This is a genomic window from Streptomyces sp. NRRL S-455, from assembly GCF_000717875.1.
Classification (GTDB): domain Bacteria; phylum Actinomycetota; class Actinomycetes; order Streptomycetales; family Streptomycetaceae; genus Streptomyces.
In genome coordinates, this window is the sequence record NZ_JOCT01000002.1 from 111,456 (window position 1) to 127,603 (window position 16,148).

Annotated in this window: 14 protein-coding genes; 6 read left to right on the top strand and 8 right to left on the bottom strand. The window is 69.3% G+C overall.

Annotated elements, in window-relative coordinates; translation table 11 throughout:
* Complete coding sequence (gene tap, locus IE97_RS0103090) at positions 1-2,241, bottom strand: telomere-associated protein Tap (protein WP_030230425.1); 2,241 nt, start codon at positions 2,239-2,241, stop codon at positions 1-3.
* Positions 2,242-2,411: 170 nt separating this feature from the next.
* On the bottom strand, positions 2,412-2,717 hold the full coding sequence (locus IE97_RS0103095) for an STAS domain-containing protein (RefSeq protein ID WP_324605813.1): 306 nt from the start codon (positions 2,715-2,717) through the stop codon (positions 2,412-2,414).
* A 207-nt stretch (positions 2,718-2,924) separates the two neighbouring features.
* Between IE97_RS0103095 and IE97_RS0103100 the strand changes: the two genes are divergently transcribed.
* A complete protein-coding gene (locus IE97_RS0103100) occupies positions 2,925-3,254 on the top strand; it encodes a helix-turn-helix transcriptional regulator (RefSeq protein ID WP_030230429.1) in 330 nt (109 codons plus the stop codon).
* A 69-nt stretch (positions 3,255-3,323) separates the two neighbouring features.
* Here the strand turns inward: IE97_RS0103100 and IE97_RS0103105 are convergent, their stop codons facing one another.
* On the bottom strand, positions 3,324-3,734 hold the full coding sequence (locus IE97_RS0103105) for an MmpS family transport accessory protein (protein ID WP_030230432.1): 411 nt from the start codon (positions 3,732-3,734) through the stop codon (positions 3,324-3,326).
* A 92-nt stretch (positions 3,735-3,826) separates the two neighbouring features.
* Entirely contained in the window at positions 3,827-4,702 is an 876-nt protein-coding gene (locus IE97_RS0103110) for an endonuclease/exonuclease/phosphatase family protein (RefSeq protein ID WP_051704839.1), read from the bottom strand.
* Between the two features lie 418 nt (positions 4,703-5,120).
* Here IE97_RS0103110 and IE97_RS0103120 point away from each other — a divergent pair, with 418 nt between their 5' ends.
* The gene (locus IE97_RS0103120; RefSeq protein WP_234310542.1) at positions 5,121-5,723 is read left to right on the top strand and encodes a pyridoxamine 5'-phosphate oxidase family protein; all 603 of its coding nucleotides are present in this window, start codon (positions 5,121-5,123) and stop codon (positions 5,721-5,723) included.
* Between the two features lie 41 nt (positions 5,724-5,764).
* Here IE97_RS0103120 and IE97_RS43405 read toward each other — a convergent pair whose 3' ends face one another.
* Positions 5,765-5,896 (bottom strand): hypothetical protein, encoded by a 132-nt coding sequence (locus tag IE97_RS43405; RefSeq protein ID WP_267881685.1) that lies wholly within the window; start codon positions 5,894-5,896, stop codon positions 5,765-5,767.
* Positions 5,897-5,932: 36 nt separating this feature from the next.
* Here IE97_RS43405 and IE97_RS0103130 point away from each other — a divergent pair, with 36 nt between their 5' ends.
* Positions 5,933-6,457 (top strand): WD40 repeat domain-containing protein, encoded by a 525-nt coding sequence (locus tag IE97_RS0103130; RefSeq protein WP_051704828.1) that lies wholly within the window; start codon positions 5,933-5,935, stop codon positions 6,455-6,457.
* On the opposite strand, the gene IE97_RS0103135 is transcribed toward IE97_RS0103130, so the two are convergent.
* The gene (locus IE97_RS0103135; protein WP_030230444.1) at positions 6,447-6,836 is read right to left on the bottom strand and encodes a RidA family protein; all 390 of its coding nucleotides are present in this window, start codon (positions 6,834-6,836) and stop codon (positions 6,447-6,449) included. The two genes, IE97_RS0103130 and IE97_RS0103135, sit on opposite strands and share 11 nt — an antisense overlap.
* 131 nt (positions 6,837-6,967) lie before the next feature.
* Here IE97_RS0103135 and IE97_RS0103140 point away from each other — a divergent pair, with 131 nt between their 5' ends.
* Entirely contained in the window at positions 6,968-8,209 is a 1,242-nt protein-coding gene (locus IE97_RS0103140) for an acyltransferase family protein (protein ID WP_030230461.1), read from the top strand.
* An 8-nt stretch (positions 8,210-8,217) separates the two neighbouring features.
* Here IE97_RS0103140 and IE97_RS0103145 read toward each other — a convergent pair whose 3' ends face one another.
* Positions 8,218-8,808 (bottom strand): response regulator, encoded by a 591-nt coding sequence (locus IE97_RS0103145; protein ID WP_030230463.1) that lies wholly within the window; start codon positions 8,806-8,808, stop codon positions 8,218-8,220.
* A complete protein-coding gene (locus IE97_RS0103150) occupies positions 8,805-12,959 on the bottom strand; it encodes a HAMP domain-containing protein (RefSeq protein WP_106975290.1) in 4,155 nt (1,384 codons plus the stop codon). The genes IE97_RS0103145 and IE97_RS0103150 overlap by 4 nt, the downstream gene beginning before the upstream one ends.
* Before the next feature lie 251 nt (positions 12,960-13,210).
* On the opposite strand from IE97_RS0103150, the gene IE97_RS0103155 reads away from it, so the two are divergent.
* Entirely contained in the window at positions 13,211-15,118 is a 1,908-nt protein-coding gene (locus IE97_RS0103155) for a SpoIIE family protein phosphatase (RefSeq protein WP_234331780.1), read from the top strand.
* Positions 15,119-15,258: 140 nt separating this feature from the next.
* Positions 15,259-16,146: a universal stress protein gene (locus IE97_RS0103160; RefSeq protein ID WP_030230484.1), complete on the top strand. Its 888-nt coding sequence runs from the start codon at positions 15,259-15,261 to the stop codon at positions 16,144-16,146.
* Positions 16,147-16,148: the final 2 nt, after the last annotated feature.

The following is a 16,148-nucleotide window of genomic DNA, read 5'->3' on the forward strand; positions in this document are numbered from 1 at the left end:
CTACTCGCCGTTGTCGATGTCGGTGACGATGCCGTCCTTGATGTAGCGGGCGAGGTTGAGCTCCGGGGCGTTGAACCGCTCGCGGACCTCTTCGCCCCACAGGACGCTCTGGGTGCCCTCGTGCTTGACCAGGCCTGGGTTGACGCCGAGCTTGAAGCCGCCGGGCAGCGGCTTTCCGTCCCGGTAGGGCAGGAAGTCCAACGGTGAGGTGCCGTCGGCGGCGTACACGACGCAGTCGGAGAGGATCGCCACCGGGTACTGCCCGGTGAACGCCGCGTGCTTGACGATCTTGCGGTGGAGGTTGACGCGGGTGCGGGAGATGACTGCCGCGCGGATGTCCGGGCGCCAGGTCGGGCGGGACAGCGCCCGCCACGGCCGGCCCGGCCGCCAGCCCTCGCCACGCGGGCGCTCGCGCAGCTTGCCCAGGCCTCCCTTGACCGTGGCTTTGATCGCCGAGACGACGATCGCCAGCTGCGGGTCGCGCTCCTGGTAGCCGTCCATGGCGGCCAGGAAGTCGGCCGGCGCCATGTCCGCGTGCACGCCGAGGTCGGCCATCGTGGCGAGGTAGGCGTCGCGCAGCCGGTTGTACCAGCCGTCCAGGTAGCGGCCGTTGTCGTGGCGCACGTATGCCTCGATCGGGCGCACCTCGTAGCCCATCTCGACCGCGTACGCGACAGTGGGCGTGGCGTACCAGGCCGGTCCCTGGGGCCGCTCGCCCTTCGGCGTGAAGGGGCTGGGCAGCAGACTCGCGTCCAGGTGCGCCCAACCGTCCTTGCCGACCTTCACCCGGGACAGGTCGACGTGGGACAGGTCCACCAGCCACGAGCCGGGCAGCTTCGGGTCGAACACCGGCGCCTTGACGTGCGTCGGCTCGCCGAGGCCCACGACCAGGCCGTTGGCTCCGGCGGCGAAAGCCATGTTCACGTCGATGCCGACCAGGTTGCGGCACATGCATTCGGCGTCGGTGAGCGGTCGCGCCCAGTCGTACGCCTCCTCGAACAGCTTCTCGCCGGGGCCACGGACATGGAAGCGCGGCAGATCCGCCAGGAGCGGGTGCCCGTCGGGGGCCTCGCACGGAGCGCAGTCCACCGGGTCCTTGCCCAGCGAGCCGGGATTGTGCTCGGAGTGCCGCTTCCCCGCCCGGTCGGGTTCGGAGGCGCGGGTCGGTGGGTGCAGCGCGGTCATCAGCTCCAGGCCCGTGACGGCGGTGGATCCGCGCGGCGTCATCACCCGTGACGCGTAGACGCCGAGGATCCTGGCGAGTTCCGCGGGCGGCAGCTCGGCCGCCTGGCGCCAGTGGCGGGAGTCGAGGGCGTGCCAGGACGGGATGCACAACTGCACGCAGTTGCGGTCGGAGCCCTGCGCTGGGCGGTAGATCCGTGCCCACGGACCGAATCCCCGTTTCGTCAGCTTCCAGTCGGCGCGGGCGAGTTGTCTGATGACCTTGTGGTCCTCCGGGATCCGCCCGGCGAGCCGCTCCTCATCGGTGAGGGCGGCCGGCAGGCCGTAGCGCTCGAGTGCGGCCGAGGTGAGTACGAGCAGCGGGTCGGCGTCCTTGCCCGGGCCGGACAGCCTGGGCTGGCCTAGCTTCGCCTCCGTCAGTGTCCAGTCGACGAGGGCGGGGATGCTCTTGGCGGGCACGTCCAGGACCAGGCCGCCGGTGCAGTGGGCGAGGACCTGGCCGTCCGCGTCGACGTCGACGACCGCGAGCGGGCCGTTCTCGAAACGCGGGTCGGTGTCGCCCGCCGGGGTGCCGGCCGGAGCCGCCTTCCGCGTGCCCGGGCGGTGCGACGTCGCCGAGCTCTTGACGGTTCGTGCCGGGCGCGGCGCGGTCTGTTCGACAGGGGTGGCGGGGGCAGGAGCGGGGGCGGTCTGAGTCTTCTCGGGTGCGGTCATGGCCGCGGCGTCCGGGGCCGGGCCTGCGGACAGAGCCTGCTCCGCCGGGCCGGGGCGGCTGGTGTGCGTCGCCGGCGCCGCGGCCGGGGTGGCGGCGGGCACGGGGTAGAGCTCCGCGAGTTTGTTCAGCAGCCGCGCGTACGCCTCCCGCTCCGGTCCGCGCGGCTCGACCGGCTTCTTGACCGACTCCCAGCCGGACACCGTCGCCCGACGCACCTTCAGCGCGGCGGCCACTTCGTCGAGTGTCAGCCCGTGGGCCTGGCGCAGCCGCTTGCGCTCCTCCGCCGACGGCAGCGGGGCGCGGGACGCAACGAGTGCGTCGACCGCGTCGAACAACTCGGACATGGGACACCTCCTGACCGCACCCTAACCCCGAGAACCGTACGCGTTACGCGTCTTTTGCGTACGAAGGGCGTACGAAGCGTGTGCGACCGTAAGCTCGGTGGTCCTGGCCAAAGACGCCGTCACCCCGAATGCGGGTTCCGCCCGTGCCGGGCGTTGATCAGGCGGTGGTGTCAGGAGAGGGCGGCGTCGTCGACCGTGGCCCGCATCTCCAGCAGGCCGTCGACACCGGTGATCTCACAGAGCCGCTGAACCTGTGGCGAGGGCGCCACCACGCGCAGGCTTCCCGCTTGGTGGGTGAGGATCAGCAGATTCAGGAACGTCGAGTCCGCGAAGGTCACACCAGAGGCGTCCAGGACCACCTTCGGGTGCTTGCTGACCGCGGTCTCCAGAGCGTTGGCCAGCGGTGTGATGGAGTCGATGTCGTAGGAGCCGTGGGCGGCGATGACGCACGCCCCGCGCCACTCGTACTGAAGCACCGCAGGCCCCTTCGAGGCATGCCCGGCCCCTTGTTCCGGCGTTGCCGTTCCGCCGGCGTTGCTCATGAGGGTCGGTGTGACGGCCTCGTCCCAGGGCACCTTCGGGCTCCTTCTGCGGCTCTCCCCTGCGGGAGCACGTCATCTGTTACCTGAAAAGTATGTCATGTAACTGGGTTCCGGCAACGACTGTCCCCTAAAATGCTGTGCATGGTCGGAGTGCCCGTATCCCACACCGGATGGACGTTCATCACCAGCCACGCGCGCGTCCTGGCAGCCATCGCCGACAACCCGAATGTCCGCATCCGTGACATCGCCGTCCGTTGCCGGCTCACCGAGCGCGCCGTCGCGCGGATCATCTCCGACCTCGAGCAGGACGGCTATCTCTCCCACACTCGGGAGGGGCGCACGAACACCTACCGCATCGAACCGGACAAGGTTCTGCGCCACCCGGCCGAAGCCGGACTCCCCGTGGCCTCTCTGCTCTCCCTACTCGTACAGGACGAAAGCGAACGCGTCAGCAAGCCGGTCGCGCAGTAGCGGAACCCGGCAACATCCAGTCAGAACGTGAGAAGTGCGTGGGGTTGCTCGTGACGGGTCCGGCCCGGGCTACCCCGCGATCGGGGACTCCGCGGTGCAGCCGCCGGTGGTCACCAGGCCCTTGGCGCTCTGTTCCTCGAGGACCTTGCCCTTGTAGGTGATCTTGCAGGCGACCTGGGCTCCTTCGGGGTCCACAGCAACCGGCATGACCGCCGCAGGCATGATGCCGCGCAGCGTGACCGTCTTCGTCCAGGGCAGCTTGGGCTTCGACACCGACTCGATCTTCGGCTCCGTAGCCTTGCCACCGCCGCCGTGGTACTCGATCGAGTCGACGTTCTTCCCCGTGACCTCGTAAGTGACCTCATACGTCTCGTTCACTGCCTTGTCGACCTGGTCGACCGCCTCGGAACAGGAACCGAGGCCGAGCGCGAGGCCGACGGCAGCGACGGAATGGACGATGGCACGGGTGGTGCGGCTCAACGGGATCCCCCCCAGATCATGATGGTCGGATCCGCAGCCAACAGAAAAGAGAAAGCAAAGTCAATTGGTTAAGAGATCGATGAGGTTACAGGTCACGGGAACCCCGGTCCGAGCGCAGCGGGCCGCCGGTCGGCGGGACCGCCGGCCGAACCGGCCAGGACGCCACCTCGGGGGGTGTCCAGGTCGGTGTGCAGCGAGTGGTGGTCCGAGTAAGGGGTCGGACGCACACGGTGCCCGAGCGGGACGACGCCCCGCAGGAAAACGTAGTCGAACTTGCTCTGCCAGTCGGTGGTCGCTTCGCAGGTGCCGGCGGACGTGCTACGACACCCGGGGTCCGCATCTGCCGCCAGTGCCCATATCGGCGCGAGTTCGGGGGCGTTGGGCACGGCGTTGAAATCGCCGAGGACGATCACGCGGTCGTACCGTGCGACCTCCGCGGCCAGTGCGCCGGCCTGTTCCGCCCGGACCGCCTCTTGACGTCGTTGGGCGAGATGTGTGTTGAAGACCCGGACGGACTGGCCGCCCACGGTGGTGGTGACTGCCATGTACCCACGGTCTTCGGACCCTCCGTCCGGATATTCCGCGTTGACGTGGCCGGTCATCGGTGCCGCAGAGAGGATCGCCTGGCCGTATCCCCCCGGGTTCCACGGTGCTCCCCCGCAGCGACCCCAACTGTGCAGTACCGACCCGTACTCGACGTGGTAAACCAACCCGTGGAGTCTCTTCAGATACGTGCGGATCCTCTCGACGTCACTTACGCACGCTTCTTGGAGGCCGATGACCTGAGGAGCATACGTGGCGATCTCCGCTGCCCTGTGAACGTTGCTTCCCTCGCAGGGATTGCAGATGTTCCACGTCATGACCCGGTTCGGTGCGACGTCCCTGGCGGCTTCGACGGGGAGGGACCCGGCGAAGAGGGCACCGCTGGGTGCGCTGGGGCCGACGAGCGCCATACAGATGAACGTCATGGCGACCGCGAGCAACCGGGTGTCCCTACCGAGCACCGTCGCCTCCTCACTGTGGATCACATGGCGTCGGACGTCTTCATGCACGAGATTATGGGACGGGCGGTCAGCAGGACGCGCACCGAAGAGCGCAGGTACCGGTCCAACACCGCCCCGCGAGATCAGCACTGGGGCCTCTGCTCTACCCTCATCTGCACGGCCCGTGGCATTGTTTTCGGCCACGTGACCGAATCAGTCACGGCAGGCCGCGTCAACACCCGGCGCACGGCAGGACGGCGCCCGCGTCCCCCACAGGCGCAGTTCCCCTTCCCGGGCCCGAGTAGCCGCAGCCCCGCCGACATGCCCGTCAGGAGGACCGTTGCACCCCCATCAGCGTGCAGAACGCCCCGGAAGCCATGGAGAACACCAGATCCAGCACGAGTTGGGCACCACCGACCGCGCCGACCGCTTCTACCGTGAACAGGTACTCGACCGGCTCAACACGCGGATGCGGCAGTTCGTGGCCCGCCAGGACATGTTCTTCCTCGCCACAGCCGACGGCCACGGAAACTGCGACAGCACCTTCCGCGCCGGCCCGCCCGGCTTCCTTCGGGTCCTGGACGAGACGACCCTGGCCTATCCGGAATACCGCGGCAACGGCGTCATGGCCTCATTGGGCAATATTCGCGAAAACCCCCATGTCGGTCTCCTCTTGATCGACTTCACGGAGGACCGGATCGGCCTGCACATCAACGGCCGAGCGCAACTCGTCGCCGACGAAACCATGCACCAGAAGCACCTCGGCCTCCCCGTCGACCCGGCACCCGGCCGACGCCCTCAGGCCTGGGTCGAGATCGAAGTCGAGGAGGCGTACATCCACTGCTCCAAGCACATACCCAGACTCGTCAAGACGCCTCCGCACTCCCACACCCACCAGCAGAACGGGACAGACCCCGACAACGAGCAGGCCTGGGACAGCAGGCCCAAGAGCGGCGATTACTTCAACGCGGCAGCAACCTCCCAGCACAGGCACACCTCACACTGACCCTTCCGAGTGCCGGAGAGCACGACCTGGCGGGCGTCCGTTCACCAGGCGCGGCACGGTGGCTGCACGCGGCGGGCGAGCCTGCCGCCCCAGGTCTGGCTCGGCTCTTCGATGCAGCGGTAGGTCACCAGGGACAGGGGCAGCAGCACGGTGCAGAACGCCAAGAGGAGCACGAGGTCGTCCTGCCTGTCAGGGCCGTCGATCGAGGAGTGGTCGAGGTCCGGGACGTCGTCACGGGCCGCCTGCTCAGAAGCGTGGCCCTCCACAACATCGACACGGCGGTCTTCAGCCCCGACGGGACGCGGCTCGCCCTGGTCGGCCAGGAGGGGACGGTGTGGATATGGCACCTGGCGACAGGCGCACTCCACACGGTCCGCACCGGCCGCGACCACCCCGTCAGGGCGGTGGCGTTCGCCCCGGACGGCCGCACACTTGCCGTCGCGTCGATCGGAGCCGACGACGAACCGGTAACGCTGTTCGACGTCCCGACCGGCCGCGCACGACGCACCATCAAGCCGGGCGCCCATGGCCCGCTGTCCCTCGTCTTCAGCCCGGACGGACACACTCTGGCCATCAGTACGGGCGGCTTCGTCGGGCTGTGGAACGTGGACCTACACGACCCGGCCCACGCGATCCGCACCCTCTGCGAGGCCGTCGGCACCACTTTCACTCCTCGGGAAATGTCCCGCTACCTACCCGACGAGTCAGCCGAAACGGGCTGCTTCAGGCGGTAGACCGGCGGGCGTACACCTCGATCTCGATCTTCATGCGGGGGTCGGCGAGACCGCACACGAGCATCGTGGCCGCCGGCCGGACCTCGCCGAAGGCCCGGCGCAGCACCGGCCAGCAGGGCTCGAAATCGGCCCGGTCGGGCAGGAGATAGCGCACTCGCACGACATCACCGAAGGTGCACTCCGCCTCGGTCAGCGCGGCCTCGATGTTGCGCAGGCACTGCGCGGCCTGCTCCACCACGTCCTCGGAAATCGTCATGGTGGCGTAGTCGAACCCGGTTGTTCCCGACACGTGCACCCAGTCGCCGTCGACCACGGCACGGGCGTAGCCGATCTGTTCTTCGAACGTGGAGCCGCTGAGGATGGAACGTCGCTCTGCCATGCCGGAACGCTAAGCCAGCCGACTGGTTCCGGGGGACCGAAATGGCTGACGCACCGGCGGCCCGAGGGTATGGCCTTCGACGGGCGTCCCGCCGACACTGAGGAAGGCACGCGAATCGGGGGGGACGCGGCATGGTGACGCGTGGGGAATCGCAGCAGGCGGCGTCGCGGGAGCGGCGGCCGGAGCTGGACGCGATGCGGATGCTGGTGGTCGTCGGGCTGGTCTTCTTCCACTCGGCACTGGTGTTCGCGACCGAGGGCGACTTCTACGTCACGAACGCCGAGACCACCGAAGTCATCACGGTCATCGCCGGGTTCGGGGTCGTCTGGGCGATGCCGCTGCTGTTCCTGATCTCGGGGCTGGGTGCCTGGCACTCGCTCCAGCGCCGCGGTGCGGGCACCTTCGCCAAAGAGCGGTTGCTGCGTCTGGGGGTCCCCCTGCTCGTCGCGACTGTCGTCCTGAACCCGCTTCCGCAGTGGCTGCGGCAACGCTCGTCCGGCCGCGGCCACGACCAGTCGTACCTCGACTTCCTGCCCCGCTTCTTCGATGTCCACGTGGAGTGGGACGAGTTCCCCTTCCTCGTCCAGGGTGATCACTTCGAGACCGGCCACCTCTGGTTCGTCGTGCTCCTCCTGACGTTCTCCCTCATGCTGGCCTCCCTGCACCGCTGGCTGCCCCACCGGCCCTTCCGCCGTCTCGCCGACCGCGTGGCGGCCGTGGTCCTGCGTCGGCGAGGTGCCGTACTGTTTCCGGCTCCCGTCTTCGCCGCGATCTGCGCCTTCGCCGGCATGGAGGAGGACTACGCGGGCTGGCACCGCTGGTCGTACCTCCTTTTCTTCGTCGCCGGCTTCGCCCTCGCCACCGACATCCGCTTCCGCACCGCCATGCGTCGCGACGCACGCTTCGCGTCCTGCGCCGGCGCCTTCCTGTTCATGGCGAGCGCTCCCGGCTTCATCACGGCCGACGACCCCTTCATGGGGTCGACCCCCCTGGCCATGGTCTCCCGGGCCCTGTTCGGAGCGGCCGGCTGGTGCCTGGTCGTGGGCATCCCCGGCCTCCTCGACCGCCCCCATCGGCAGCAGCCACTACGAGGGGCCTTTCCCCCGGCCTTTCCCCCGGCCTCTCCCCCGACGCCGACGACGCGTCAACGTGTCCGCCGCTACCTCGCCGCCGCCGTTCTTCCGCTGTACGTCCTCCACCAGCCGATCGTCGTCGCCGTCGCGTACTTGGTGGTGGGCTGGTCGGCGCCGATCCCGGTCGAGTACGTGGTGCTCGTGACGGTCTCACTCGCCCTGACGCTGACCGCATACGAGCTGTTGGTGCGTCGGACCCGTGTGGCACGTTTCCTGTTCGGGATGCGAATCCGGTCCTGACGGCTGCCTCACTCGGTGCCGGTTCCGTCCGGAAGGAGCGCTCCTACGGCGCGCTCCACCTCCGCGATGCGGTCGACCAGCTCTCCCCTGTCTACTTCCGGTCTGTCGCGCAGCAGCAGCACGATCTCGGCGAGCCGCTCGGTGATCTCCGTGAGCCGGTCCGCGTCCTCCCTCGCCGCCCGCATCGCCAACTGTCGGTTCTTGCGGTGCAGTTCGAGAAAGACGTTGACCTTGGTGCGCAGCACCCACGGGTCGACGGGCTTGGCCAGGAAGTCGGCGGCGCCGATGGCGTATCCCCTGTAGGCGTAGTCCGCACCGCCTTCGGTCCCGGTCACCAGAATGATGGGCACGTCCTTGGTCTGGTCGAGCCGCTTGATGTTGGCGGCGGTCTCCAAGCCGTCCATGCCGGGCATCCGGACATCCAGGAGGACCACCGCGAACTCCTGGCGCAGCATCGCCTTCAGCGCCTGCTCCCCCGAGCGCGCGCGGACCAGGTGCTGGTGCAGCGGGCCGAGTACGGCCTCGAACGCGATGAGGTTCTCCTCCATGTCATCGACGATGAGGATGCTGGAGGGGGCGGCCGGGCTGGTGCTCATCATGCGTCTCCAGTGCGGTCGTCGGCTCTGTCGTCCACGGCGGGCGGTTCATCGGTGATGTCGGCGTTCTGTGCCGGTTCCGGGGAGTCGCACTCCGGGTCGAGCAGGACGCAGATGACCGACAGGAGGCGGTCGATGTTCACCGGCTTGGGCACGTAGTCGTTGGCGCCGCTGTCGATCGCCTTGTCGCGGTCTCCGGGCATCGCTTTGGCGGTGAGCGCGATGATCGGCAGATGGGCCAGACGCGGGGTGCTTCGGATGGCACGGATGGTCTCGTATCCATCCATTTCGGGCATCATGATGTCCATCAGGACCACGGACACGTCAGGGGAGCGCTCCAGGACTTCGAGACCCTCCCGCCCGTTCTCCGCGTACCTCACGGTGATGCCGACACGGCCCAGCGCATGGGTGAGGGCGAAGACGTTGCGGATGTCGTCGTCGACGATGAGGATGCGACGACCGGCCAGGACGCGTCCCGCGCGTCCGCTGAGCCATTGCTTGAGCCGCGTCGTCTCCGGCCAGGTGTCCTCGCGGTTGTCGGCGGTCTCCGCGGCCTGCCTGCCTTCCACGCCGTCCGCGAGCCGCTCCGGGGTGAGGACGGCGGCGCTGGAGTTCTCCGCACGGTCGAGCGCCTGATCGGCTGACGAGTCCGCGACGGCCGCCGCCCGGGGCTCCGCGGGAAGTGCGGGAGCGGCGCCGGCGGCGGTCGCCGAGCCCTGCACCGCGGTGACGCCGGGGTGGTACGAGGGGATGTAGAGGGTGAAGCGGGAGCCCACACCCGGCTCACTCTCGGCGACGATCTTGCCGCCGAGCATCCCGGCGATCTCCCGGCTGATGGACAGGCCGAGGCCGGTGCCGCCGTACTTGCGGTTGGTGGTGCCCTCGGACTGCCGGAACGCTTCGAAGATCATCGGAAGCTTCTCGGGGGCGATACCGATCCCGGTGTCCTTCACGGAGAACGCGAGGACGACTTCCGCGTTCTTGAGCGTCTCCTCCGAGAACTGCGTTCCCGCCACCCGGTTGACCCGCAGCTCCACACTGCCGTCGTGAGTGAACTTCACCGCGTTGGACAGCAGATTGCGCAACACCTGCTGCAGGCGCTGCTCGTCGGAGTACAGCTCGGCCGGCACGTCTTTGTCGACGGCGATCTCGAAACCCAGACCGCGGTCGATGGTGAGCGGCCGGAAGGTCGCGTGGACGTAGTCGAGCAGCTTGATCAGCGGGAGGGTCTTCGGACGCACGTCCATCCGCCCGGCCTCGATCTTCGACAGGTCGAGGATGTCGTTGATCAGCTGGAGCAGGTCCGAGCCCGATCGGTGGATGGTGGTGGCGAACTGCACCTCCTGCTCGGCCAGGTGTCCGTCCGGGTTGTCGGCCAGCAGCCGGGCCAGGATCAGCAGGGAGTTGAGCGGCGTGCGCAGCTCGTGCGACATGTTCGCGAGGAACTCCGACTTGTACTGCGAGGCGGTGGCGAGCAGGGCTGCCTTCTCCTCCAGTTCCGCGTTGGAGCGCTGGAGTTCGTCCGACCGCTCACGCAGCTCCGAGGTGAGCCGCTGGGACTCCGACAGCAGCGACTCCGTACGCGAGTTGGCGATGATCGTGTTGATCGAGACGCCGATCGTGTTGACGAACTGGTCGATGAACGCCAGGTGCACATCGCTGAACTTGCTGAGCGAGGCCAGCTCGATCACTCCGAGCACCTGGTCCTCGAAGAGGATGGGCAGGATGACGATGCTGGCCGGGCGGGCCGTGCCGAGACCGGAGTTGATGGTGATGTAGTCGGGCGGTGCGTCCATGATGAGGATGCGCTTCTTCTCCTGCGCGGCCTGTGCTATCAGGCCACGGCCCGGGGTGCCGGTGCCGGGAAGCGGGCTGCTTCCGCCCGCCTGGTCGGTGCCGTACCCGGCGATGAACTCGAGCCCCTCACCGGCCGGCGCCCCCGCCTCGGCCAGGAAGAACGCGCCGAACTGTGCGTTCACCAGCGGTGTCAGCTCGCGCAGGATCAGGTCGGCGACCTCCACCAGATCGCGGTGGCCCTGCATGAGCCCGGCCATGCGGGTGAGGTTCGACTCCAGCCAGTCCTTGGCCCGGGTGGTCTCCCGGAGGTTGGAGACCATGAGGTTGATGTTGTTCTTCAGTTCGGCGACCTCTCCCTGTGCCTCCACCGTGATGGCCCGGGACATGTCGCCCTGGGTGACCGCGCTGGCCACCTCAGCGATCGCCCGGACCTGGGTCGTGAGGTTCAGGGCCAGCTCGTTGACGTTGGTGGTCAGCCGCTTCCACGTGCCGTAGACGCCTTCGACCCGGGCCTGACCGCCCAGCCGCCCCTCACTGCCGACCTCCCGGGCGACGCGGGTGACCTCGGACGAGAACGAGGAGAGCGTGTCGACCATCGTGTTGATGGTGGTCTTCAGCTCCAGGATCTCGCCGCGCGCGTCCACGTCGATCTTCTTCGACAGATCGCCCTGGGCGACGGCCGTGGCGACCTGGGCGATGTTGCGGACCTGCGAGGTCAGGTTGTAGGCCATGAAGTTGACGTTGTCCGTGAGGTCCTTCCACACTCCGGACGCCCCGTCGACCTGGGCCCGGCCTCCCAGCCGCCCTTCGGTGCCGACCTCGCGGGCCACCCGCGTGACCTCGTCGGCGAAGGCGCGCAGCTGTTCGACCATCGTGTTGACGGTCTCCTTGAGCTGGAGGATCTCGCCGCGGGCGTCGACCGTTATCTTCTTCGACAGGTCGCCGTTGGCCACCGACGTGGTCACCTGGGCGATGTTGCGGACCTGCGAGGTCAGGTTCGACGCCATGAAGTTGACGTTGTCCGTCAGCTCCTTCCACACCCCGGACACCCCGCGGACCTGCGCCTGTCCGCCCAGGTTGCCCTCGGTGCCGACCTCGCGGGCCACTCGCGTGACCTCGTCGGCGAAGGCCGAGAGCTGGTCGACCATCGTGTTGATGGTGGACTTCAGCTCCAGGATCTCGCCCTTCGCCTCCACCGTGATCGTCTTGCCGAGGTCGCCCTGGGCGACCGCCGTGGCGACCTGGGCGATGTTGCGGACCTGCGAGGTCAGGTTGTCCGCCATGAAGTTGACGTTCTCCGTGAGGTCCTTCCACACGCCCGAGATGCCGCGGACCTGGGCCCGGCCACCGAGCCGCCCCTCGGTACCGACTTCGCGGGCGACGCGGGTGACCTCGCCCGCGAACGCCGACAGCTGGTCGACCATCGTGTTCACGGTGCTCTTGAGCTGCAGGATCTCGCCCCGGGCGTCCACCGTGATCTTCTGGCCCAGGTCGCCGGTGGCGACCGCCGTGGTCACCTGGGCGATGTTACGCACCTGGGCGGTCAGGTTCGACGCCATGAAGTTGACGTTGTCGGTGAGGTCCTTCCACACCCCCGAGACCCCTGGTACCTGCGCCCGGCCGCCCAGTTGCCCTTCGGTGCCGACCTCGCGGGACACTCGCGTGACTTCGTCGGCGAACGCGCGCAGCTGGTCCACCATCGTGTTCACGGTCAGCTTCAGTTCCAGCAGCTCGCCGGTCGCCTCGACCGTGACCTGCTGGGTCAGGTCGCCGCGTGCGACCGCTGTGGTGACCACCGCGATGTCACGCACCTGCGCGGTCAGCCGGGAGGCCATCGTGTTGACCGCCTCGGTCACGTAGCGCCAGTCGCCGGACAGCCCCTGCACCGTGGCACGCCCGCCGAGGCGGCCTTCGGTACCGACCTCCCGGGCGACGCGGGTCAGCTCGCCGGTGAACAGCGACAGCTGCTCCACCATGCGGTTGACCCCGCAGCCCAGGCGTCGCAGATCGCCGCGGAGCTGCCGCCTGCCGTCGTGCAACTCGGCGCGCTGCGTCAGATCACCGTCAGCGACCGCGTCCAGTACGCGCGTCGCGTGCACGATCGGAACGGCCAGCGCTTCCAGCAGTGTGTTGGCCGCGTCGACGCTGGTCGTCCACGCGCCTTGGCCGGGACTCGCCGCGAGGCGTTCGTCCAGCCGTCCCTGCCGCACCACTTCCCGTCGGACCCGGTCGAGCTCCGAAGCCAGGTGCGCGTTGCGCGTGACGATCTGGTTGAACACCCCCGCCATCTCGGCGAGGAGCCCCTCGGGCAACTCTCCTGTGCGTACGGTGAAGTCCCCGTCACAGAGGGACGTCATGGCGGCGAGCAGCGGACGCAGTTCGGCCACGCGCACCCACTCACCCGCCGGCGCGGGGACTGCCCCCTCTGCGGCCTCGGGCCTCGTTTCGTCAGCCTCCCGCTCCTCGGATCCCGGCTCCGCGGCGGCGAGTTCAGTGTGGGCGACAGCATCCATGACAGCTCACTTCGTGGGACAAACACACCGGCATTTCCCATTTAGGCTACATTCGTCCTGTATTTGTACGCAGTGAACTCGGCAAGGGGTTGCCGGTGGGACCACAGGTGAGGTCGTCCTCGGGTCCGCGCGCGGCAGCACGACTACGTGTACCGACCACCGAGCTCGCGGCTTCAGCGGCGCGCAAGTTCGTGCGTGCCGTGCTCGTCGAGCGGGCCCCACCGCACTCCCCCGGAGCGCCGACGATCAGTGAACGGTCCGTCGACGACGCGGTGCTCCTCGTCAGCGAACTGGTCACCAGCGCTGTCGCGCACAGCGGGTTCGAGATCGAGGTGTCCTGCCACCTCGAGGCCGGCCCCGACCCTCCGGCCGACGGCGCGCGGGCGGACGCAGGCTGGGTGGATCTCGTGGTCGAGGTGCTGGAGCACGGCAGCTCCGACGGCCTCGTCGACGGAAAGGACGTACGGAGCCACGGGCGCGGCTACAGCCGGCAGCTGACGCGCGCGCTGGCCGAGTCCTGGGGCGTGACCTACCGGCGGACCGAGAAGGCCACCTGGTTCCGCCTGGAGTGCGCGGTCGTGACCCCGCTCGCCGCCACGAAGCAGAGCGTCGGCGGCCCCCGCACCGAAGCCGTCCGCCGCGGGCAGCCCCTCCCCGAACCCCTCGTGCCGGGCGAGCGCCCGGGTCACCGTGCCGAGTGGGCCGAGCGCGAAGGACAGTGGTTCCTCGCGGAGGCCGGAGAGCTACTCGCCGGCCAACTGGACGAGGACATGGTCGCCGCGCTGGCCGGGCAGCTGCTGGTCCCCAGGCTCGCCGACTGGTGCGGCGTATGGCTGACCTCGGACCATGGCCAGATGCGGCTCTCCCGTGTCTGGCACATGGACGAACGGCGTATCCGCAGGCTCCGCCTGGCCCTGGAGAAGGACCGTCCGTCCGCCGGTCTGAGCACGACCGGCGTCCCATGGCCCTGGCCCGACTTCGGAGACGACGAGAACACCGGCGGATCGGCGCTGGCCTTCCCGCTGGTCGCGGGCGGCAGGTACCACGGCACGCTGCTGATCGGCCAGGCGGGAACGCCCGACCAGACCGGCACCGTCGTGCGCCTCGTCGAGGACGTGGCCCGGCGCATGGCCCAGGCCGTGGTCACCGCCCGCCACTACACACGCCAGGCGAGCATCAGCCGGACACTTCAGCGCAGGCAGCTCCCCACGTCCCTCGCCGCCATTCCGGGCGTCGACACGGCGATCGTCTACGAGCCCTGGGGGGAGGGCCAGACCGTCGGCGGGGACTTCTACGACCTGTTCCCGATGGGTGACCGGCGGTGGTGCTTCCTGCTCGGCGACGTGTCCGGCCACGACGTCGAGGCGATGTCCGTCACCGGGCTGGCCCGGCACCTCGTACGACTGCTGGCACGTGAGGGCCACGGCGTCGAGACCCTGCTCAAGCGGCTGAACCTGGCCATGGCGGAGGAGGCCGCCGAGGCCATGAAATTCCGCGGCGAACAGGAGGGGTCCAGCTTCCTCAGCCTGCTGTACGGGGAGCTGGAGCCCGACCCGGTCGACGGCGGCATCCGGTGCACGATCGCCAGCGCCGGGCATCCGCCGCCGCTGCGGCTGGCGACGGACGGCACCGTGACGCCGGCCGCGAGCCCGCAGATCCTGCTCGGCGTCGAGAAACACGCGGAGTTCCACGCCGACTCCTTCACCCTGACCCCGGGCGAGACACTGCTGTGTGTGACCGACGGTGTGACCGAACGCCGCAGAGGCACCCGGCAGTTGGACGACGACGACGGCCTGGCCGAGGTGCTGCGACGATGCAAGGGACTCGGCGCGAAGGCTGTGGCGGAACGGGTCCGGCGAGCCGCCCACGACTTCAGCACCGAGCCGCTCGACGACGACCTCGCCATCCTGGTTCTGGAGGCCGTACCGGTACTCAGGAGCGCCGCAACCGTGGCGACGGCCTCTACCTCTACGGGGCGTCCGGACCGATTGACACGGCCCTGAGCTCCGTTGCCGTGTGCCGCGAGAGGCCGGCGCTGCCCCACGCTCCGGACGCCGGAGCGGTGCGGCCGTGGAACAGTGGTGGAGAGCGAACAGCGGCCTGAGGGGCTCGCGACCCGCGGGCCCGGGCGGAGGAGGCCAGGATGCGTCAGCCTGTGCTCGCGGGAGTCGACGGGTCCGAGAGCAGTGCGGCGGCGGCTCACTGGGCCGCGCGGGAGGCCGCGCTGCGGGGCGTTCCGCTGCGGCTGTTCCACGCCTCTCCGCCGCTTCCCGGGGCCGCCGTGCCGACCGCCGCCCTGGACCGGTTGCACCAGATGGGTGACTGGTTGCTGGAACGGCTGGTCACCGGCCTCGGCGACCGCTACCCGGATCTCGAGGTGCAGGTCGGGCAGGCGGACGACGCCCCGGCCGCGGCGCTCCTCGCCGCGGCCCGCGAGGCCGGGCTCCTCGTCCTCGGCACCCGCGGGACGGGCGGCTTCGAAGGGCTGGCGGTCGGCTCGGTGGCCCTGCGCACGGCGGCGGTCGCCCCATGCCCCGTCGTGCTCGTCCCCCACCGGCCCGGCGGTCACCCCGGTGGGCTGTCCTCGGCGGGCGGCACGGCCCAGGTCGTGCTGGGGTTCGACGGGCACCGGCCGGTCGGTGAGGTGGCCGACTTCGCCTTCTCGTCCGCCGAGGCACGCGGGGCGCGTCTTCGCGTGGTGCAGGCATGGGCGTTTCCCGCCGAGTCCGTCTCCTCCCGGACCCTGGTGGTGACGGAGGAGGACCGCGCCATGTGGGAGGACCAGGAGGTTCTGCTGCTCTCGGACGCGCTGCGGGCCTGGCATGAGAAGTACCCCCGCGTGGCGGTCGGCGTCGATGTCATGCTGCTCCACCCGGCGGAAGCGCTCCTCAACGCCGCCCGGAGTGCGGACCTGCTCGTCGTGGGACGCCGGACCGAGCCCCGGGCCGCCGAAGGCCGGCTGGGTCCGGTGACACACGCGGTACTGCACCACGCCCGCTGCCCGGTGGCGGTCGTACCGCACGGCGGGTGAGA